The organism is Halobaculum gomorrense, from assembly GCF_900129775.1.
In the GTDB taxonomy this organism is placed as follows: domain Archaea; phylum Halobacteriota; class Halobacteria; order Halobacteriales; family Haloferacaceae; genus Halobaculum; species Halobaculum gomorrense.
The window spans coordinates 167,089-186,722 of record NZ_FQWV01000001.1 but is presented as its reverse complement, the minus strand read 5'-3'; the positions used below and the strand labels follow the sequence as shown (position 1 = coordinate 186,722).

Genomic DNA, 19,634 nt, shown 5'->3' with positions numbered 1-19,634 from the left:
GTCGCCGGCATTGCCAGACCGGGTATCGTCCCCGACTCGTCCCCCCGCGCCGGTTCCCCGACGCTTATCCCGCGAGCGGCGAATCCCGGAGCCATGGCGACGACGCTCCCCGAATCCGAGTTCGACGCGCGGCTCGCGGAGGTACGCGGGCGGCTCGCGGACACGGACGCCGACGCGGCGACGTTCTTCAACGCGACGAACATCGAGTACCTCTCGGGCTTCCACCACATCCAGACCGAGCGCCCGGTCGTTCTCGCGGTCACGCAGGATGGCATGGAGATCACGGTTCCCCGCCTGGAGGTGGAACGGGTCGAGCCGAACCCCCGGATCGACGCGGTCCACCACTACTTCGACTACCCGCAGGGGCGGCCGATCGAGACGGCCGCCGCGATGCTCGACGGCATGGGCGTCGAGTCGGTCGTCTCCGACGCCGACGGCGCCCCCGGCGTGATGGGCTACGAGGGGCCCGCCCTCTCGGAGTTCGTCGAGGTCGACGACCAGTCGTGGGTCGACCGCATGCGCTGGGAGAAGACCGACAGCGAGGTCGACCTCGTGCGCGAGTCGGCGAAGTGGGCGAACCTGGCGCACCGCTACCTCGCCGACTACACCGAGGTCGGCGCCCACCCGGTGACGGTGAGCCAGCGGGCGACGACGGACGCCTCCCGCGCGATGCTCGACGCGCTCGGCGACCGCTACGCCGTCCGGACGCGGGGGAGCGGCCCCGTCCACGCGGGGTACATCTCAGGCGAGGAGACCGCCCTCCCGCACGGCCACACTCCCAACGAACGACTCGCGGAGGGCGACGTGCTGATCACCGGCGCCTCGGCGAACGTCGACGGCTACCACTCCGAGCTGGAGCGGACGATGTTCGTCGGCGAACCGAGCGACGAGCAGGTCCACTACTTCGAGCTGATGCTGGAGGCGCAGGATGTCGCGATCGACGCGCTCGGGCCCGGCGCGTCCATCGCCGGCGTCGACGAGGCCGTCCACGACTACTTCGTGGAGCAGGGTATCGAGGACACCGCCCAGCACCACGTCGGCCACAACATCGGCCTCGGGGGCCACGAGCCCCCCTACATCGACCGCGGGTGGGACGACTACGAGTACGTCGACGAGGGTGACGAGGTCATGGCTGCGGGACAGATCTACACCATCGAACCGGGGGTCTACACCGACGAGTACGGCTACCGTCACTCCGACACCATCGCCATCACCGAGAGCGGCGTCGAGTGGCTGACCTACTTCCCGCGGGATCTAGAATCGAACGTCATCCGGTAGCGATCGACCACGAAAACCACTGATCCGCCGTTCTCCCGTCCGTCGCGATAGTCTCGAACCGCGGAGCGCCGAGAGGCGCGATCAGACATATATCACTAACCGCGATATCGAATCCGGATCCCGCCTCGATACGTTCATGTCGCCGCCGCGGGCACCGTCGTGCGTGAGCGCCGTTTCCTTCGCCCTCTTCGACACCCTCGTCGACGCGGATCTCCCGTCGGACCCGGCCGCGGCGGTTGGGGACGAACTGCGCGCCCGCGGCGTCGAGGTCCCCGCCGACTGGGCGGACGCCTACCGCGAGACGCACGTCGACGCGCCCGCGGGCGCCGAGATCCCGCTCCCTGCACACGTGAGCCGGGCGCTCGCCTCCCGCGGCGTCGACGCCCCCGGCAACGCCGCTCGGCGGGCCGTCGTCGCCGCGTTCGACCCGACGGTTACCACCCGGAGCAGGGCAGTCGAGGCGGTCGCCAACGCACGCGAGAACGGCCCGGTCGGGTTGCTCGCGAACTGCGCGGTGCCCGAGCTGGTCGGTCGCGTGCTCGTGCGCTCCGATCTCGCGCGCGACGACTTCGACGCGATCGTGAGCAGCGTCGCCTGCGGGTGGCGCAAGCCCGACCCGCGGGCGTTCGACCGCGTCGCCGACGCGCTGGGGGCCGGGGCGGGGGACCTGACCCACGTGGGCGCCGACCCGTCCGTCGACGGCGGCGTCGAGGCGGCGGGCGGACGGTTCGTCGAGACACCCGAGGGCGGCCCGATCGAGTTCCGATAACGACAGAATCTTTCGAGTTTCGAGTTGTTTCGGTAGCTTAGCGAAGTTACGATCCTGAATTGATAATATTACCTCCGTGTGTTATACTGCGGGTACAGGTTTTCGTTGTCATGGCAACCGGCCGATCCGACGGCGGCGACGACATCGACACTGACATTGACATCGACGACCAGATCGCGGCCGGAGAGGGCGACGTGGACGACGACGCCGCCGACGCGCTCTCGGGGCTGCAGGCGGCATCCGAACAGGTCGCGGTGTCGACGACGGAGATTGCGGGACTGGCCGGCGAGCAGTCCGACGACATGGAAGCCGTGAGCGACGAGATGACGAACCTCTCGGCGGCGATCGAGGAGGTGGCCTCCTCGGCCGAGCAAGTCGCACAGGCTGCGACTGAGGCCGAAGAGGCGGCCGACCGGGGCGAGCAGTCGGCCGCCGAGGCGATGGAGGCGATCCGGAGCGTCGCCGACGCCGCCGAGTCGATGACCGACGGGATCGAGCGGATCGGCCGCCGGATCGACGACATCGCCGAGTTCGTCGACGTGATCGACGACATCGCCGAGCAGACGAACCTGCTCGCGCTCAACGTCAACATCGAGGCCGCCCGCGCGGGCAGCGAGGGCGACGGGTTCGGTGTCGTCGCGAACGAGGTTCAAGAGCCTCGCCGAGGACACCCAAGAGGAGGCCGAGGCCGTCGAAGAGACCGTCGACGAGATCAAAGCCGAGATGGACGAGGTGATCGCCGAGATCGAGGGCAGCAACGAGCGGATCGAGCGGGGCGTCGCGCGGACCGAGGAGGCGATGGACCACCTGGGCGATATCTCCGAGACCGTCTCGGAGGCCTCCGCCGGCGTCACCGAGGTCGCCCGCGCGACCGACGAGCAAGCCGCCTCAGCTGAGGAGGTCTCCTCGATGGTCGAGGGCGCCTCCGAGAAAGCCGATGAGATCGCCGACGAGGCAGACGAGATCGCCGCCGCCGTCGAAGAGCAGACCAACGAGATCGCCTCCGTCGTCGAGTCGCTGCAGGAGTGAGTCTGGCTCCCGACGCGGCCGACCGGTAGCACAGCGCCGAGCGCGACCTCCCTTCGACGTTCGAACTGAAAACGTCAGGCGCCGGTAACGAAGAACAGTACCACCGAGATCGCCAGCGACGCGAGGATGACCGCCGCCGCGAGCGCGCCGCCCATCGAGACGGCGGCGTTGGCGTGGCTCGCGAGCGACTCAGTGCGGTCGTTGCCGAACACCGTTACCTCGGCGTGCTCGGTGGCCATCCCGGTCTCAACCGGTTCGGTGTCCGCGACCGCCTCCCGCGCCACGTCGACCACCACGTCGGTGAGGGCATCCCGATCGACGACCGCGCCGACCTGGTTGTCCGCTTCCACCGTGTTGACGATGTGCGTGTCGGTCGTCATCACCTCCGCCTCGTCGGTGTCGACGGCGTCGACGACGGCGTCGACGAGGTGCCCGCGCAGCCCCGGTTCCATGTTGTTGCCGTCAACGAGCACGTACGCGGTCGTCTGGGAGTCCGCGTCATCGCCCGCGGAGACCTCGGCCACCATCGTTCGGATGCCGAGCGGGCCGATCCCTTCTTCCGGGGTCCAGTCGGTCCGCTCCCACGCCACGCCGACCGAGAGGTCGCCCCTGGGGGCGACCGCGAGCCGCTCGCCGGCCCGGCGCGCGGCCTGCATCATATCGAACGACCGGGTCGACCCGGGCGTCACGTGGCCCAGGTCCGGACCGTCAAGGCCGTTGTTGGAGTTGTGCGCGTCGACGAGCAGCACGTCGTCCAGTCCCGCGGTGCGCGCCTCGGCGGCCGTCGAGAGCCCGACGGCGTACTCCACGTCGTCCGCGAACTCGGGGGCGAACGTCGAAACGAGCAGCGCGTCGTCGTCGAACGCCTGCCCGAGCACCGACGCCTCGCCGGCGGTCGTGCGGACGCTCTCGGTTGCCGTCGGCGAGTAGGTGAGTCGGCTGTGGGCGCGGTCGACCGCCGCGACGACGGTGTCGACCTCGCGCTCTGTGACGAGGTTGAAGTCGTGGCCGGCGGTCGCGTGCGGCGGGAACGCGAGCCCGTCGGTGGACTCGGCGATCCGGACCGGGAGGTTCCCGCCGCCGATCTCGCCCATCGGGCCGGGGTGAATCATCGGGAGCACCCACCGGGCTTTCTCGTCGCCGTCTTCTGTTCGGATCGACAGCACCGTCACGGGAACGACCGCCTCCTCGCCCAGCTGCTCGAAGAAGTCCTCCAACTCGCGCGTCCCCTCGGCGATGTGGCCGATGAAGCCGCGGAGGAAGTCGAGGACGGAGACGCCCAGCGTGTTGCGCCACGGCCGATCCACGACGTAGAGGAACGTCCACACCGCGACCGCATACAGCCCGCAGATGAGTCCGAGAACGACGAAGTGGTCCGGGCTGATCGCCGACAGTTCAGACGGTGCCTCCTCTGGTCGGGAGAGGTACGGCATGAGGAACGTGTCAAGGAACGGTCCCCCGACTTCGAGCACGCGGAGCGTCCCGCTGTACACGAACAACAGCACCGCGGCGACGGCGGTCTGGATGCTCGCGGGAACCGCAGCCACGGGCAGCGAGGAGCGCGAGACTGCCATAATAACCAGCAGCCGCATGGCGAACACCGACGCCAGCGCGACGACGAGCACGTCGAAGACGAACCGCTGTGCCAGCGGCGTCAGATACGCCAGCAGCGCCCCCGTCGCGAGGAACGCGACGATGACGACTTCACACACCAGCGCGAGCAGCGACGAGCGGTTCGGGGTGAGCCGCCCGCCGACGAGGCGGTCGACCCACGCGGTGGCGAGTCCGGCGACGACAGTCGGAATGCCGATGAAGAACACGCCCTCCCAGGCGTCGCGGCCGACGAACAGCACGCCGCGCCACACGACCGACGTCTCGGGGTGCTCGAAGGCGCCGACGCCCGCGACAGCGGCAAGCAGGAGGGCGAACGCGACCGACGTGTACCACGACGGCGCGCGGAAGATGAACCGCGAGAGGCCGGCGAGGTTGCTCTGGGTCGCAGTCATGCGCGTTGGCGGTGGCGAACGCGGCCCGTGGTTAAAAAGAGGACGACCTCGCCGCGCGGGGGCTCGTCCACGGGTGACCGCGTCGGGGACCGACGCCACCGCCGATCGCGAACGAAACCACGGTACGGAACGACGAACCGGAGCGGACGTGACTACTCGCAGACCGCGGCGAAGTTCTGGAAGACCGCCTGCCCGCGCTCGGTGTGGCTCACCTCCGGGTGCCACTGGACGCCGTAGAGGTCGCGGTCGGTGTCGCTCATCGCCTCGACACCGCAGACATCGCTGTCGGCGGTGACCGTGAAGCCGTCGGGTGCCTCGACGACCTCGTCGGCGTGGCTCGCCCACGTGCGCGTCTCGGGCGCGAGCGACCCGACGAGCGGGTCGTCGTCGTCGAGGATCCGCACGTCCACGTCGGCGTACCCGCCGTAGTCGCCCGACTCGACACGACCGCCAAGCTCGTCGGCGATGAACTGGAGGCCCAGGCAGATGCCCAACACCGGCACGCCCAGTTCGAGGTAGTCGGCACAGCGGCCGACGCGGTCCATGCTCGGGCCGCCCGAGAGGACGATCCCGTCGGCGTTGATGTTGGCGGGGTCGGTGTCGTTGTCGAGGATCTCGGAGTCGACGCCCACGTCGCGCAGCGCCCGGCCCTCCAAGTGTGTGAACTGTCCGTGGTTGTCGATGACCACGATGCGCGGCTCGCTCATACAGATAGTTGCGCGGACGTGGTGAAAAACGACCCGCTTCGCGCCGGGAGATGCACGGACGTGCCCATCTCACTCATCGTCATAGCGCTCGCTCGCGGGCGAGAACCCCAGCTCGCCGAGTTCGTCGCCGCGGCGGCTCTCGCGCTCGGCGATCGCCTCCGGGTCGGGGCTCGCATCGTCGTTGACGCGGGCGAACGACGTGTGCACCTTCGCGTGGCACCACCGGCACAGCCCGATCGTGATCTCGTGGGACGGGCCATCGCTCCCATCCCCGCTGCCGAGTTGGTCTCCGGTATTGCTCCGATTCGCGTTGCCGTCCTGCGATCCACTCGTGCGGTCCCGAGCGTCGACGCCGTCGCCGTACGAGAGATGGTGTTCCTCCACGAGCGGCCGGCGCTCGTCGTGGGCGATCCGGACCTCCTCCAGCCCGCAGCGCGCGCACTCCTTCGCATCGGTCGTCGACCGGTAGTGTGGGCAGTCGCGCCAGTCGACGTCCTCGTCGGCCGCGACGCAGGCGTAGTCGGCGCGGCGACGCTCGGCCGCGAACGCGGGGTCGTCGCCCGCACGTTCGAGCGCGAACCGACACCGGCCGTCGCCGGTCAGGTAGTCGCAACGGCCGGCGAACTCGTAGGGGTCGTCGACGCCGACCGGCGTTCCGTCTGGCGTCCGCTCCATGGCGGTACCCGCGTCGGCCTCGGTGAAAAATCGCTCACTCCCGCGGGACGCTGATGTCCTGCAGGTCGCCGCCGCACTCGGGACAGGTTCCTGGACTGTGCTCCGCCTCGGTTCGCGCCGAGCACTCGCGGCACTCGAAGATGCGCACCGTTCCGGTGTGGTAGGGGTCTGGACGCATCAGCGCGTGTTAACGATACGCACGATAATAAGCGACGTGGTGACTGTCCCGATATTATTCCGATTCGTACCGCCTGCATTCGGTTTTTCCAGAATTCCGTTATTTGTGCAGAATCGACCGCGTTCTCCGGAGCCGTCTCGATCAACTGTCAGCTCGCCGCGAGGCGGACCTCGGTCCGAGGTCGACCGACCGGCCGTCGCGAACAGTATCGGTGGAACGGATACGTTCATAGCGGCGGCCCGTCGAACACGCCCCGTGCGAGTGATTCACCGGTCCGCGGCGATCGACCCCGAGGACGACGAGCCGTCGGCGCCGCGAGAGCGCGTGCTCGCGACCCAAGTCGACGTAGCCGACTCGTTCGGGTCGCAGGCGCGGGGGCTGATGTTCCGGCGGTCGGTTCCCGAGGAGTACGCGCTCATGTTCCGGTTCGAAGAGGCGGACTCACGGAGCCTCCACATGCTGTTCGTCCCGTTCGCGATCGACGCTGTCTGGCTCGTCGACGGCGAGGTGACGAAGGTGAAGCGGCTTCGACCGTGGATCGGGCTCGGCTGGGGGACCGCCGACACGGTCATCGAGCTCCCGGCTGGCGCCGCCGAGGACGTAGAACCCGGAGACAGCGTGGAAATCGTCGAGTAGCCGGCGCCCGCGCGGCCGGAGCGAGTACCATTATCCCGAATCGCGCCCAAGCGCGGACCATGCGCCGAGCCACGCTCGCGGGCGCGCTGCTCGTCGGGAAGGGCCTCGACGCCGTCTCGACGGTGGTCGTGCTCCGCCTCTCCGACTCCGTGCGCGAGTCCGTGCCGCTCTCGCGGGCGCTGATGGCGTGGCTCGGTCCCGTCGGAGGGATGGCGCTGCTCACCGCCGTCACGATGGTCGTCGTCGGCCTGCTCGCGGAGTCAGGCGTGCTCATCGACCGCCTCGCCGGCGGCGACACGCCGGAGTGGTACGTGCCCGGTCTCCGGGCGGCGGTGTACCTGGGCTGTGCGGCGTGGTTCGTCCTGATCGGGCTGTGGAACTTCTCGCACTTGCTGTAGGGGGGAGGCGGCCGCGACTCGCCGGGCAGCGCCCCGCGACGCCAGCAGTCGGTGGCGCGGCCCGCGGCGACGCCGTCAGATCTCCGGACGTATTTATCGGATGCCGCCGTATCGGCGGGCGTGAGCTACCTCGTCGAGGTGAAGCCGTCCGCGCGCAAGGCGAACGCGGCGGTCGGCCACGCCGTGCTTCACGAGGGTACGCGTCGGGAGTTCGACGACCGCGGCGCCGCGGAGGCGTGGGCGGAGGGACTCTCCACGGGCGCCGACCGGCCCGTCTGGATCCACGCAGCCCACCCCGCAGACAGGAGCGAGGTCGACGCGTACCTCGTCTCCCGCCAGCGTCAACTGCTCGATCTCGAGGGGGCCTACGACAAGCGCCGTCGCCGACTCCGCGGCGGTGACGACGGCGACCCAGGAACGCTGTCGACGTACACCGACGGCGGAACGTGACGCGCCCGCCGGCGGCGCCCGGTGCACAACCGAGGAGGATTTAGGGGTCACGCGGCGGTAGGACCAGTCGTTATGATAGCCGAAGGCGACGCAGCACCGACGTTCACCGCGACGTACAAGGGCAGCGACCACGAGTCGTTCGACCTCGGCGATCACCTCGGCGACGGGCCGGTCGTGCTCGCGTTCTTCCCCGGCGCGTTCACGCCGCCGTGCTCCAACGAGATGGTGGCCCTGCAACAGCACCACGACGAGTTCACGGCCGCGGGCGCGACGCTGTTCGGCGTGAGCGCCGACTCGGCGTTCTCGCTGGGCGCGTTCGCCGACGAGTACGACCTCGAGTTCGACCTCGTCAGCGACATGGCGGGCAAGGGGATCGAGGCGTACGGCCTCTCGATCGACATCCCCGAGCTCGGACTGCACGGCATCGCCAACCGCGCGGTGTACGTTCTGGACGACGACGGCGTCGTCACGTACGCCTGGGAGGCGGACGACCCCACGAACGAACCCGACTACGAGGCGCTGCTGGCGGCCGTCGAGGACGCCTGACTCGCGCCGCCGGCGCCTCCCCGATTCGTTCGGGCGTTCGGGAGCGGCCGTCGCTCGGCGGTGCCACCGGCACGCGTCGAACGCGACGCGGCCGATCCCACAACCTCGGAGGATGGCTTTGATGTGTGCCTTCTGTTCATATGAAGGACCTGTGAAACAGGAGCTGTCTTGCGGTTCCGTAATTTTATCACTCAGAAAACTTTTCTGAGCGACATACTCCGCGACTGCAGCCTAATCGCCGGACGAAAGACGATCCATCCACAGACCACGTGAAAATAAGGCACGCATCAAAATCCAAACTCCGAAACTCTGGGGTGTCTTCAGATATCCGATTCAATATCGCGGTCTGTTGTTTATCGCGTGGATCGAGGCTCGCGGATCGGGGTGCCGTGGTCCACTATAAACGCTAGCTTCACAGCCCCTACGGGCCGAGAATCGCCGGGAAGGGTTGAACTCGATCGCGCCACACCCCCGCTCAGATCTCTCCGGAAGTTGTTTCGCGCTCCCGGGGGTGAGAGCCACGAAGGGCTCTCGCGGTGTGGTTCGCGCGAAAAGCGCCGAGGAGGAGTTTGAACTCCTGAAGACGGTCGCCTCGCTTCGCTCGACGCTGCGACTTCCGTGTTCAAATCGTCCCGCACAGCCGACACCGGCGACACGGTTTCGAGCACACGGGGTGCTCGCGGTGTGGTGTCGCCGGAGAACGCCGAGGGGGAGATTTGAACACGATCGTTCCGCTCGCGTTCGCTCGCTTCACTCTCTGCTCAAATCTCCCCGGAAGTCGTTCGGCGGCACGGCTCCTCACGATTCGCTCCGCTCACCGTTCGTCTCGGTGTGCCGCCAGAAGCGCCGAGGGGGAGATTTGAACTCCCGAGTCCGAATGGACAGCAGATTTCGAATCTGCCGCCTTGGCCAGGCTAGGCTACCTCGGCTCGCCTTCAAATCGGACGGTCAGCCTGTAAACCGTTTCGGTTCGATCGACCGTATGTCACTGTCCCCCGAAGCCGAGGCTTCTTGCCGGTCGAACGCCCCCAGACCCCATGGACGTTCCCGACGCGAGCGCGGCCTGCACGGACGTGCTCGACACCATCCGCGCCGCCATCGTCGCCGAGAACGCCTTCTTTGAGGAGATCCTCATCGCCCTGCTGTCCCGGGGCCACGTGCTCATCGAGGACGTACCCGGCACGGGCAAGACGCTCACCGCGCGGTCGATGGCGACGGCGCTCGGCCTGTCGTTCTCCCGCGTGCAGTTCACCCCCGACCTGCTCCCCTCGGACGTGACGGGCACCACCGTCTACGACGAGGGCACCGGCGAGTTCGAGTTCTCGGGGGGACCGATCTTCGCGAACGTCGTCCTCGCCGACGAGATCAACCGCGCGCCGCCGAAGACGCAGGCGGCGCTGCTGGAGGCGATGGAGGAGGAACAGGTGACCGTCGACGGGACGACCTACGAACTCCCGGAGCCGTTCTTTCTCATCGCGACCCAAAATCCCGTCGAGCAGGCCGGCAACTTCCCCCTCCCCGAGGCGCAACTCGACCGCTTCGCCGTGAAGACCTCCATGGGATACCCCGATCTCGGCGGCGAGGTCGAACTCCTGCGCCGGCGCGCGGGCCGCGTCGAACAGGACCCCAGCGTCGAGGCGGTGCTCGACGAGGAGCGCGTGATGGGCGCCCGCGAAGCCCCCGAGTCCGTCCGCGTCCACGACGACCTGCTCGAGTACATGGCCGCCGTAACGCGTGCCACCAGGCAGGACCGCCGGGTCGATGTCGGTGTGTCGCCGCGTGGCACCCAGCGTCTCTTCGAGGCGGCCCGGGCGGCGGCGACGCTCGCGGGCCGCGCGTACGTCACCCCCGACGACGTGAAGCGCGTGGCGACGCCGGTGCTCGCCCACCGGCTCGTGCTCACGCCGGACGCCAAGGTGGACGACGTGGCGAAGGCGGACGTGCTCCGGGCGGTACTCGACCGCGTCGAGGTGCCGACCATCCGCGACGCCGAGACCGAGCCCGAAGGGTAGCCGCGGCGGACGCGCGTGTACCGTTTCGCCTCCCCGACGTACCGCGCTCACCTGACCGCGCTCACCAGCGCGATCGCCCCGACCAGCAGGAACACGAGCGCGACGACCGGCTGGCCACCCGCAGCGGCCGAGTAGACGCCGAACGAGACCGCCGCGGCGACGGCGCCGACGGCGACCGAGCCGGCCGCGTGGGTCGCGACGTTTCTGGTCGCGTCCGTCTCGCGGCCGAGTTGCTCGCCGAGCCCGAGCGCGTGCTCGCCCAGGTCCCACGACAGCGCCGCCGCGAGCCCGCCGACGAGCAGCGGGCCCGGCCCGGCGGCGGCGAGCACGCCGGCGAGCAGGACGCCCGCGACGAGCGTCGCCGCACCGGTGCCCAACGTCCGCCGGGAGCCGACGAGCGTGCCGACGGCCACGAACGCGACGCCGGCGGCACCGAGCCCGCCCGCCGCGGGCGATGCGAGCCCGAGCGCCGCCGCGCCGACGGCCGCCGACAGCGCCACGAGCGCGACGCCCAGCCGGGGCGGCCTGCGCGTGACCGTCACCGCGACCACCGCGCGGCTGCGCGCTCCAGCTCGGTCGCCAGCGGCTCCTCGCCCCAGTCGAGCACGCGGATGCCGGCCGAGCGGAGCCGCGAGACGCGGTTGGCCCGCTCGACGCCGGCCAGCCTGTGGCCCGGCGTGTCGTCGGCCGTCGCATCCGGCGAGATCACCGTCACCGCGTGACCGTAGGCATCGAGCCGGCGGGCGACCGTCGCCGCGTAGTCGTCAGGCAGCGGCGTGCAGAACAGCACCTGCGCGTCCGCGGGCAGCCACCGCCGGAAGCGGCGCACCCACGTCGTCGGGAGGAAGCGCTCGTCGGTCGGCGTCGGTGCCAGCGCGGGGTGGGTCGCCAGCAGCTTGCGGGCGCGGGCGGCGTGCTCGTCGCCGACGCCGGGGTCGAGCCGGCAGTCGCCGGGGGCGAACGCGGCGACCCCGACGCGGTCGCCGCTGTCCAGCAGCGCGGGCACCGCCTGCGAGGCGGCCTCGACGCTCCGCTCGACGGCGTTGGGCGACTCGGCGTCCGGAGCGAGGTACGCTCCCTCGCGGGCGTCGATGCAGACGACGACCGTCGCCGCGCGCTCCTCGCGGAACGCCAGCGTCGAGAGCTCGCCGGTGCGGGCGTAGCGCGCCCAGTTCACGCGCTTGGCGGGGTCGCCGTGGCGGTACTCCCTGGTGGAGTGGAACTCGATGCCAGCGCCGCCCACGTCCGTCGGCACCCGTCCCGAGTAGACGGTCGTGAGTCCCCGGAGCGGGAGCGACGCGGACGCCTCCAGTTCCGGCGTGCACCGCAGCGTCGTCGTCCCGCCCGCGTCGATCCGGGCGTCGCGCTCTCGCGAGCCGCTGGGGTTGCGCGCGAGCACGTGCACCGGATCCCAGTCGTGGGCGCCCCGAACGGCCGTCACGCGGTACGTGAGCGTTGCCGTCCGCCCGGGTCGAAGCGCGGTCCCCAGCCGGGCGGGCGCGCCCGTCGCCAGCGCCGCCGGCACGCCGTCGACGAGCCGAAGGTCCGGGAGGACGCCGTCACCGTCGTTGCGGACGCGCAGCGTGACCGTCACCTCGTCGCCGGGGTCGGGCGTCGGGTCCGACAGGTCGCGCTCGATCGTCACGTCGAGGTCCGGCGCGGCGTCGCCGCGGGCGTACGCGGCGAACGCCACGCCCAGCGCGCCGACCAGCACTAGCGGCGGGTGTCGCAGCAGGACGCCGAGACCGACCGGCACGAGCGCCAGCGCAGCCATTCCCGTCCACCTCCCCGTCGGGACGACGCCCCGCGGGCGGATCGGGTTGAGCGGGTCGACGTTGCGGCCGTTGGCGCCGGTCGACCCGTCGCTCGACGCGCGACTGTCGGACCCGCGGCCGCTCACCGGCGCACCTCCGCGAACGCGTCGCGGGCGGACGCGATCCGCCGTTGACCCGCCCGGCGGGCGGTCGCGACGACGCGCTCGGCGGCGGTTCGTGGTCGGTCGGGACCGGCCTCGTCCTCGGCACCGGACGCCTCGACGCCGGCGCCCGATCGGACAGCCGCCAGCGCATCGACGGTGCGGGCGACGCCGAAGCGGAACTCGGCGTCCGAGCCGAGCAGGCGCCGCAGGCGGGCCGCACGCGGCGCCGGCACGTCCGTCCCGAGGAACCAGGCGGCGACCGGATCGTCGGTCCACGCGCCGTCGTCGACGGCGTCCGCCACGTCGCCGTCCGCGTAGTCGCCGCGGGCGCGCAGCGTCTCCTCGGCGACCCGGCGGAGGCGACGGTGGAACTCCCGGCGGCGCTTCACGCTGGCGCGGGAGAACCCCCGCCGGGCGATCAGCTCGTCGTCTGCGTCGCCGGGGACGGGAACCTCGTAGCGGTCCTCGGGGTCGCCGGTCTCGGTCGCGCGGTGCTCGGCCGTGCGGGCCTCGTTCGCGTACCGGAGCCCCTGCACGAGCGCGAGCACGCCCGCGCCGGTGACGAACACGTACGTCAGGTCGAACAGCCCCGCGAGTCCGCGCTGGACGACGACCACGAAGCCGAACGCGACCGCGGCGACGCCGAGAGCCGCAGAGGCCCTCACCGGGCGTCACCTCCGCTGTCGCGACCCCCGGTGCGGTCGGCGGCGGAAGCGTCGTTTGAACCGGCGGCGGCGGCGTCCGCGGCGTCGCCAGCGTACGCCTCCTCGATCCGGCGCAGCGCGGCGACGGCCTCGCGCTCGCGCTCAGGTGTCGCCGGCTCGTCGCCGTAGCGCACCGCCTCGAACGCCTCGGTGAGCGTGCTCACGTCTTCGCGCGCCATCCCGGCGTCGACGGCGGCGGCGGCGAACTCCGCAGGCGTCGTCGACCGGGGGTTCTCCACCGCGAGCGCGCCCGTCATCTCGCGCCACGCGCGGTACACCTCGTTCTCCAGGTCGGCGTCGGACTCCAGTCGGTCGGCCGCCTCGCCCGCCCGGGCACCGACCTCGCGTCTGCGCTCGGGCGCCGGCGGCTCCGGCGGCGCCTCGGCGAGGTCATCCTCGTCGTCGCCGGTGGAGACGACCAACAGGAGGACGCTCCCGAGGATGGCGACGACCAACAGGAGGCCGACGAGCGCCGTCGGCGCCGACACCGCCTCGCCGGCGGCGTTCGCGCCCGCGGCGCCGCCGCCCGACGGGAGCAGCGAGGCGTTCTCGACGGCCGACTCGGCGGCGCCGACGGCGACCTCCGTCGGGCTCGACCCGCAGGAGATGAGGCCCAGATACAGCACGCCGAGCGGGAACAGCGCCGCCGCGACGAACAGGCCGCTGATGAGCCACGACCGGGTCGTCCGGTACATCGCGCCGAGGAACACCCCGACGCCGCCCAGCAGGCCGAGCTGTACCCCCGGTCTGGTGAGGAACTCGACGCAGACGCTCACCCGCAGGCGCGCCTCGCCCGACGGCCGCTCGCCGCCGAGGTCGAGCGCGCCGTCGCTGTCCTCGCCGAGTCCGGCGTCGTTCGGCGAGGTCCCGGCGCCGAGGCCGCCGCTGGCGGTCGTCGTCGTCGCCGAATCGAGCGTCGCGGCGGCGACGCCGAGCGCGAGCACCGCCAAGAGGGCCAGCGCCGCGGTGACCAGCGTCCGTCGATCCACAGTGTCACTCGCTACCGGGGGACTGGGCTAAGTGGTTTCGACAGGTGACGAGCGCTCACCGCGCCGTCGGCGAGTGTCGCTCCGCGAGCTCTCGATGTCGAACCGCGAGTCCGAACGGGCCCATCGGTCGTCAGACCGACGAGTCGAGGGGGATAGCTGCGGGGCGTTCGGCGTCCGGGACAGCGTCGGTCACGCCAGGTCGCTGAACGCCGCCTCCGCGCCGACCGCGTCGAGCTGTCGATCCAGCTCCACCCGGACCTCGTCGAGCTCCGTACACAGCGTCTCGTAGGCGTCCGACGAGGTCTCTCCGGCGACCTCCAGGGCGGCCTTCTTCGACGCGAGCGCGAAGAACTCCTGGCTCCGCTCGCCGTACGCCGCACGCTCGATCAGCACTTCGACCACGCCGACGAGTTCGGCCTCGTTGACGGGCTTGACGCGGTAGTCGTCGAACGGCATGTCGACGATGTCGACGGTCGGCTGGACCGCAGTGAGCATCGCCACTCGGCAGCCGATCTCGGCCGCGCGAAGCTCCCGCAGCACCTCCTCGCCGCGCATCTCCGGCATCCGACGATCGAGCAGCGCCACGTCGACCGTATCGTCGGCGATCGACAGCGCCTCCGCGCCGCTGGTGGCCGTCCGGACCTCGTAGCGGTCCGCGAGATAGGCCTCGTACATGGAGACGAGCGCCTCCTCGTCGTCGACGAGGAGGACGGTCGCGTTCGAGTCGTCGCTCACGGGGCTGCCGGGCCTCGTCGCATCGGATCGGTTGTACGTGAAGCCATAGACGAGTCTTCTCGTCGAATCCACAAATAGCCAACCGTTGAGGAATCAGATACAATATTTAGAGTCGTCGATCACTCGGTGAGCGGGAGGAGGACGCCGAACACGAACACCGAGAGGAACACGCCGATGACCGAGAGCAGTTCAATATCAACCAGCAACACCTCCTCCCACGCGGGGACGGCCGTGCCAGTCATCGAAAGCCACGCGTTCAATCTCGCCGTCACGACGAACAGCGCGAAGAATGCCAGGACGCTCAGTTTCGTCAGTTTCGGATAGTTCACGTCCCCGTATCGTCCGACCATACGCCCAGATCCAGACATCGGGTCATCGATCTTTTGGTCCAGCGAAACCGGTTTATATGCGCGGTTCCGTCCCTTCGCCAATGCAGACATCGCTCTTCGACACGGCCTGGGCTGTCGCCGAGTACGTGTTCGTCGCGGCGGCGTCCGTGGCGCTGACCGGGATCGGCGTCGTGTTCGAGCAGGACGCGCTCGCCGCGTATGCGGCCGCACAACCGGACTTCGCGGTCGTCGACTTCGCGCTCGGGACGCTCGCGCTCGTGTGGGGGGTCTACCTCGTCGGGTACCGGCAACTGGTCCCGCGGACGAGACGCTACCTCCGGGAGTAAGTCGGGGCCGGCGGCGAGACGCCCTCGATCGCGATCGCGGAGGGCAAGACACTTCCAACCGTACCCGGTTGCTTCGCGTGAGAATGTTCGGACCGCTCGTCCGCCGTATCCGGATCGCCCGAGCCCGCCTCGACCGGATCGAACAGCGGGAAGCCAGGGCGATCCGCCGGTGGCTCGAGCGGAGCGAGAACGTCGTTCGGCTCTCGACGTTCGTGTTCGTCCCGCTGTTGATCGGGCTGGTGACGTGGCTCTCGAACGTCACGCCGGTCGTGTCGTTCCTGCTGTACCCGCCGCTCGCGTCGGGGACGTACACCCTGTTCGCGAACCCGTCGAGCCGCTACGCGTCCCCGCGGCGGTTCGTCGGCGGCGTCACCACGGGGGCGCTGTGCGGCTGGGTCGCCCTCGAAGTGGCCGCCCGGTACTGGTACGTAGTCCCGCCCGAGCAGCTCCAGGTCCACGCCGGCGCGGCCACGGTCAGCATCTTCCTCACCGCCACCGCGACGTATCTGCTGGATCTTGAGGTTCCGACGGCGTTCTCCGCGTCGCTGTTGGTGTTGGTGACGGGGGCACAGCGCCCGGTGTACGTCGCGGGGGTCGCGGTGTCGAGCGCCCTGATCGCGGGTGCGTTCCTGCTCTGGCGGCGCGAGGTGTACCGGAACCGCGCCCGGTATCTCTTCCAGTCGACGACCGGCGACGACCAGATCCTCGTCCCCGTCCACGGCGACGAGCCGACCTCGCGGGCGGCCTTCGCCGCGCGGCTGGCGGCGGCCCACGACTCGGGGTCGGTCGTGCTGGCGGAGACCGTGTCCCAGGAGGCGATCGACGCGGCCGAGGGCGACCTCGCGGCCGACGACGACGACGCGCCGGCGCGATTTCACGGCCCCCAGCTGACGGCCGCCGAACGCGACGCCGCCGAGAGCCTCGTCGCCGACACGCTCGTCGCCCGGCTCGAACGGCTCCGGGAGTCCGTGCGGGCAGTCGCGGACGTGTCCTGTGAGCTCGTCGTGGCCGTCGAGGAGGGGTCACGCGCCGACACCGTGCTGCAGACGGCCGAGGACGAGCGCTGTGACCTCGTCGTCTGTCCGTACGACAGCGAAGACGGGACGCCGACGCCGTACGTCAAGCGGCTCTTGACGGGGCCGATCGACTCGGTCGCGTTCCAGCCGTCGAACGGTCGGACGGCGTGGAGACGGGCGCTCGTGATGGTCCGGACCTCCGGCGAGGTCGCGAACGCGATGCTGGACTTCGCCGCGCGGCTGCTTCCCGACGGCGGCGAGCTCAGCGCCTGTACCTGCGTCTCGTCCCCGACGGAGCGACGGGCCGCCGAGCGCCGCCTCGACAGCCTCGTCGAGGCGTTCTCCGCACCGATCGAGACGGTCATCGCATACGGCGGACCCGCGGAAGTGCTCGAACGCGACGCGGGCGCCTACGACCTCGCGGTCATCGGCGCCAGCAGCGACCGCAGCCCCGCCTCACGCGCGCTGTCGCCGCCCACGTACGAGCGTATCCAGGGGCTGGAGTGCGACCTCGCGATCGTTCACCGGGCCTGACGGCGGGGCGCTCGCGCGCGACACGACCGAAGCGCGAATATGTTCGAACGCAGCACCGGGGGGCGGGAGTCAGCGTCGCCCGCTATTCGTGGGGCTCCCGTTGACCCACCTGTACATGAGAGATCGCCTTGGTGCGCCCGGTACGGGCCTGTCGCGACGCGAGTTTCTGGCGGCGACCGGCGGCGTCGCGACGGCGTCGCTCGCCGGGTGTCAAGCACCGACACGACGGGAGAACGCGCAGTCGGAGCCGTCGACCGCCGCGGCGTCGACCGCGGCCGGACCGGACCTCCCCACGACCGGTCCGCCGGCGGTCGTCAACGTCGACGAGCAGGGCGGAACGGTGACCCTGAAGACCCAGCCAGCGGTGCACGAGGCCCACCCGCTCGACTCGATGGGCGGTCCCGTCCGGCTGCCGCGCGTCTGGGCGTTCCAGGCCGACGACCACGACCCCAGCGTGCCCGGCCCGATCCTTCGAACCACCGAGGGTGAGGACATCCAGGTCACCCTCGACAACACCGACGGGATGCGCCCGCACACCGTCCACTTCCACGGCGCTCGGACGGCCTGGAAGGACGACGGCGTCCCCACGACGACCGGTATCACGGTCGCTCCCGGCGAAACGCACACGTACACCATCCCCGCGAACGTCCCCGGAACCCACTTTTACCACTGTCACTTCCAGACCCACCGGCACATCGACATGGGGATGTACGGGATCTTCCGCGTCGACCCGAAGGGGTACGAAGAGGCCGACAGGGAGTACTTCATGACCGTCAAGGACTGGGACTCGCGGCTCAACCGCAAGATGGCCGGTGAAGACGTCTCATACAGCCCGCGGACCCGCGATCCGGACGTCTTCACGGTGAACGGCAAGGTGGCGCCGCGGACGCTCCACCCGGAAGACGGGTCGCCCATGATCGTCGAGCGGGGCGACACCGTCCGGGTTCACTGGGTCAATGCCGGGTACATGAGCCACCCGCTGCACATCCACAACCACCGCTTCCGGCGCGTCGAGAAGGACGGCGGCGTCATCCCGGAGGTCGCTCGACACGACATGGACGTATGCAACGTCGCCCCCGCCGAGCGCCATACCGTCGAGTTCACTGCCGACGCCGACCCCGGTATCTACCTCATGCACTGCCACAAGGTCGACCACGTGATGAACGGGAACGCCTATCCCGGCGGGATGCTCACCGGAGTCGTCTACAAGGAGGCGATGAACACCGACATCTTCGGAGCACTGATGGAGTACGCCGGCTACCAGCAGTGACCGACGCAGCCACCCGCGGCGGTCGATCGCGGGGGCACGAACGGAAGGTCCGGACGCGAAGCGACTGCTGAGGGTCCGCGAAGACGGTCTGCCCGACCCGTTGCCGGGCGCGCCGGAGGCGGTCGATCGCCTGCGCGGTACGGACAACCGCGAACAGTACACGATTACTAACCCATACGACTCAGAAAAACCATTTATCACACATACGACCCTACAGTATTCTGTGAAGTATACAATACAATCTGCGGTGGACGGCGACTTCGATGCCGTCGTCGAGACGACGATCGACGCGCTCGGCGACGAGGGGTTCGGCGTCCTCTGCGACATCGATGTCCAAGCGACGCTCGATGAGAAACTCGGCGAGGAGTTCCGCCAGTACCGCATCCTTGGGGCGTGCAACCCACCGCTCGCACACGAGGGGTTGACCGAGGAGATCGAACTCGGGGCGCTGCTCCCGTGCAACGTCATCGTCTACGAGACCGACGACGGCGAGGTCGCGGTGAGCGCGGTCGACCCCGAGCGGTTGGTCGGGATCGCGGACAACGACGCGCTCGCCTCCGTCGCGACCGAGGTCACCGAGCGGTTCAAGCGGATGTTGACCGCGGTCGCAACCGAACACGGACCCAAACCGGAGGCCTGATCGCCGATGTCTTCCTCGGACCAACTCGACACCGCGACCGTGCTCCTGTTGGTCCTCGGAGCGATCCTCGTGGTTCCCCTGCTCACGATGGGACTGGGGTTGGGACTGGGATTCGGCGGGATGATGGGGAACGGCGGAATGATGGGGAACAGCGGAATGATGGGGAACAGCGGAATGATGGGGTACGGCGGGAGCGTCGGCTGGTGGCCCGTCGTCGGGATGCTCGTCCCGCTTGCGGTCCTGCTCGTGGTGATCGGCGGCGGCTCCCTCCTCTTGCGTCGCCTGCGTGATGACCCCGCGACCCGTACCCCCGCGCTGGAGGAACTGCGGTTGGCGTACGCCCGCGGCGACCTCACCAACGAGGAGTTCGAACCGCGCCGCGAGAAGCTGGAACGATCGGAACCGTAGCGGGAGGCCGAAGAGACCGTCTCGTCGCGGTTTGGCGGGCGATCAGCCGGTGACGAGAGG

The 19,634-nt window shown here is 70.0% G+C and carries 23 protein-coding genes, 1 tRNA gene and 1 pseudogene; 14 read left to right on the top strand and 11 right to left on the bottom strand.

Features of this window, described 5'->3' with window-relative positions:
* The first annotated feature begins 93 nt into the window (after nucleotides 1–93).
* The 4 genes and pseudogenes from BUE16_RS00925 to BUE16_RS16535 all read left to right on the top strand — a co-directional run bounded on the left by BUE16_RS00925 (nucleotide 94) and on the right by BUE16_RS16535 (nucleotide 3,076).
* Nucleotides 94–1,278, top strand: a complete 1,185-nt coding sequence (locus BUE16_RS00925) for a M24 family metallopeptidase (RefSeq protein ID WP_073306548.1) — start codon at nucleotides 94–96, stop codon at nucleotides 1,276–1,278.
* A gap of 163 nt (nucleotides 1,279–1,441) precedes the next feature.
* Nucleotides 1,442–2,047: an HAD family hydrolase gene (locus BUE16_RS00920; RefSeq protein WP_234972301.1), complete on the top strand. Its 606-nt coding sequence runs from the start codon at nucleotides 1,442–1,444 to the stop codon at nucleotides 2,045–2,047.
* Nucleotides 2,048–2,157: 110 nt separating this feature from the next.
* Nucleotides 2,158–2,640: pseudogene (locus BUE16_RS17455) on the top strand (methyl-accepting chemotaxis protein); the annotation flags it as partial.
* A 37-nt stretch (nucleotides 2,641–2,677) separates the two neighbouring features.
* Nucleotides 2,678–3,076: a methyl-accepting chemotaxis protein gene (locus tag BUE16_RS16535; RefSeq protein ID WP_079991432.1), complete on the top strand. Its 399-nt coding sequence runs from the start codon at nucleotides 2,678–2,680 to the stop codon at nucleotides 3,074–3,076.
* A gap of 74 nt (nucleotides 3,077–3,150) precedes the next feature.
* Here the strand turns inward: BUE16_RS16535 and BUE16_RS00910 are convergent, their stop codons facing one another.
* The 4 genes from BUE16_RS00910 to BUE16_RS16170 form a co-directional block, all read right to left on the bottom strand.
* Nucleotides 3,151–5,082: a DUF2070 family protein gene (locus BUE16_RS00910; RefSeq protein ID WP_073306546.1), complete on the bottom strand. Its 1,932-nt coding sequence runs from the start codon at nucleotides 5,080–5,082 to the stop codon at nucleotides 3,151–3,153.
* A gap of 152 nt (nucleotides 5,083–5,234) precedes the next feature.
* A complete protein-coding gene (locus tag BUE16_RS00905; RefSeq protein WP_073306545.1) occupies nucleotides 5,235–5,789 on the bottom strand; it encodes a GMP synthase subunit A in 555 nt (184 codons plus the stop codon).
* Between the two features lie 69 nt (nucleotides 5,790–5,858).
* The gene (locus BUE16_RS00900) at nucleotides 5,859–6,464 is read right to left on the bottom strand and encodes a DUF7097 family protein (RefSeq protein WP_073306544.1); all 606 of its coding nucleotides are present in this window, start codon (nucleotides 6,462–6,464) and stop codon (nucleotides 5,859–5,861) included.
* Nucleotides 6,465–6,498: 34 nt separating this feature from the next.
* The gene (locus BUE16_RS16170) at nucleotides 6,499–6,642 is read right to left on the bottom strand and encodes a rubrerythrin-like domain-containing protein (RefSeq protein ID WP_143165336.1); all 144 of its coding nucleotides are present in this window, start codon (nucleotides 6,640–6,642) and stop codon (nucleotides 6,499–6,501) included.
* 282 nt (nucleotides 6,643–6,924) lie between these two features.
* Between BUE16_RS16170 and BUE16_RS16165 the strand changes: the two genes are divergently transcribed.
* The 4 genes from BUE16_RS16165 to BUE16_RS00880 all read left to right on the top strand — a co-directional run bounded on the left by BUE16_RS16165 (nucleotide 6,925) and on the right by BUE16_RS00880 (nucleotide 8,672).
* Nucleotides 6,925–7,278, top strand: coding sequence for a DUF192 domain-containing protein (locus BUE16_RS16165; RefSeq protein WP_234972319.1), 354 nt, complete (start codon nucleotides 6,925–6,927; stop codon nucleotides 7,276–7,278).
* Nucleotides 7,279–7,337: 59 nt separating this feature from the next.
* Complete coding sequence (locus BUE16_RS00890) at nucleotides 7,338–7,676, top strand: hypothetical protein (protein ID WP_073306543.1); 339 nt, start codon at nucleotides 7,338–7,340, stop codon at nucleotides 7,674–7,676.
* A 120-nt stretch (nucleotides 7,677–7,796) separates the two neighbouring features.
* The gene (locus BUE16_RS00885) at nucleotides 7,797–8,126 is read left to right on the top strand and encodes a hypothetical protein (RefSeq protein WP_073306542.1); all 330 of its coding nucleotides are present in this window, start codon (nucleotides 7,797–7,799) and stop codon (nucleotides 8,124–8,126) included.
* A gap of 72 nt (nucleotides 8,127–8,198) precedes the next feature.
* Nucleotides 8,199–8,672 carry a redoxin domain-containing protein gene (locus BUE16_RS00880; RefSeq protein ID WP_073306541.1) on the top strand — a complete coding sequence of 158 codons (474 nt, stop codon included), beginning with the start codon at nucleotides 8,199–8,201 and terminating at the stop codon, nucleotides 8,670–8,672.
* Nucleotides 8,673–9,516: 844 nt separating this feature from the next.
* On the opposite strand, the gene BUE16_RS00875 is transcribed toward BUE16_RS00880, so the two are convergent.
* A tRNA-Ser gene (locus BUE16_RS00875) sits at nucleotides 9,517–9,601 on the bottom strand.
* A gap of 108 nt (nucleotides 9,602–9,709) precedes the next feature.
* Here BUE16_RS00875 and BUE16_RS00870 point away from each other — a divergent pair.
* Nucleotides 9,710–10,684, top strand: a complete 975-nt coding sequence (locus tag BUE16_RS00870) for an AAA family ATPase (protein ID WP_073306540.1) — start codon at nucleotides 9,710–9,712, stop codon at nucleotides 10,682–10,684.
* 47 nt (nucleotides 10,685–10,731) lie between these two features.
* Here BUE16_RS00870 and BUE16_RS00865 read toward each other — a convergent pair whose 3' ends face one another.
* From BUE16_RS00865 to BUE16_RS00840, 6 genes are all read right to left on the bottom strand, one after another.
* Nucleotides 10,732–11,226 (bottom strand): DUF7519 family protein, encoded by a 495-nt coding sequence (locus BUE16_RS00865; RefSeq protein WP_234972300.1) that lies wholly within the window; start codon nucleotides 11,224–11,226, stop codon nucleotides 10,732–10,734.
* The gene (locus BUE16_RS00860; protein ID WP_394327411.1) at nucleotides 11,223–12,584 is read right to left on the bottom strand and encodes a DUF58 domain-containing protein; all 1,362 of its coding nucleotides are present in this window, start codon (nucleotides 12,582–12,584) and stop codon (nucleotides 11,223–11,225) included. The genes BUE16_RS00865 and BUE16_RS00860 overlap by 4 nt, the downstream gene beginning before the upstream one ends.
* Entirely contained in the window at nucleotides 12,581–13,267 is a 687-nt protein-coding gene (locus tag BUE16_RS00855) for a DUF7269 family protein (RefSeq protein WP_073306538.1), read from the bottom strand. The genes BUE16_RS00860 and BUE16_RS00855 overlap by 4 nt, the downstream gene beginning before the upstream one ends.
* The gene (locus BUE16_RS00850) at nucleotides 13,264–14,295 is read right to left on the bottom strand and encodes a DUF4129 domain-containing protein (RefSeq protein ID WP_073306537.1); all 1,032 of its coding nucleotides are present in this window, start codon (nucleotides 14,293–14,295) and stop codon (nucleotides 13,264–13,266) included. The genes BUE16_RS00855 and BUE16_RS00850 overlap by 4 nt, the downstream gene beginning before the upstream one ends.
* Before the next feature lie 189 nt (nucleotides 14,296–14,484).
* The gene (locus tag BUE16_RS00845) at nucleotides 14,485–15,030 is read right to left on the bottom strand and encodes a response regulator (RefSeq protein WP_073306536.1); all 546 of its coding nucleotides are present in this window, start codon (nucleotides 15,028–15,030) and stop codon (nucleotides 14,485–14,487) included.
* A 119-nt stretch (nucleotides 15,031–15,149) separates the two neighbouring features.
* Nucleotides 15,150–15,380: a DUF7860 family protein gene (locus BUE16_RS00840; RefSeq protein WP_073306535.1), complete on the bottom strand. Its 231-nt coding sequence runs from the start codon at nucleotides 15,378–15,380 to the stop codon at nucleotides 15,150–15,152.
* An 80-nt stretch (nucleotides 15,381–15,460) separates the two neighbouring features.
* Here BUE16_RS00840 and BUE16_RS00835 point away from each other — a divergent pair, with 80 nt between their 5' ends.
* From BUE16_RS00835 to BUE16_RS00815, 5 genes are all read left to right on the top strand, one after another.
* Nucleotides 15,461–15,706, top strand: a complete 246-nt coding sequence (locus BUE16_RS00835) for a hypothetical protein (RefSeq protein WP_073306534.1) — start codon at nucleotides 15,461–15,463, stop codon at nucleotides 15,704–15,706.
* 83 nt (nucleotides 15,707–15,789) lie between these two features.
* Complete coding sequence (locus BUE16_RS00830; RefSeq protein WP_073306533.1) at nucleotides 15,790–17,256, top strand: HPP family protein; 1,467 nt, start codon at nucleotides 15,790–15,792, stop codon at nucleotides 17,254–17,256.
* Between the two features lie 115 nt (nucleotides 17,257–17,371).
* A complete protein-coding gene (locus tag BUE16_RS00825) occupies nucleotides 17,372–18,526 on the top strand; it encodes a multicopper oxidase domain-containing protein (protein WP_073306532.1) in 1,155 nt (384 codons plus the stop codon).
* Nucleotides 18,527–18,749: 223 nt separating this feature from the next.
* A complete protein-coding gene (locus tag BUE16_RS00820) occupies nucleotides 18,750–19,166 on the top strand; it encodes a DUF302 domain-containing protein (RefSeq protein ID WP_073306531.1) in 417 nt (138 codons plus the stop codon).
* A gap of 6 nt (nucleotides 19,167–19,172) precedes the next feature.
* A complete protein-coding gene (locus tag BUE16_RS00815) occupies nucleotides 19,173–19,574 on the top strand; it encodes an SHOCT domain-containing protein (RefSeq protein WP_073306530.1) in 402 nt (133 codons plus the stop codon).
* Nucleotides 19,575–19,634 lie beyond the last annotated feature (60 nt).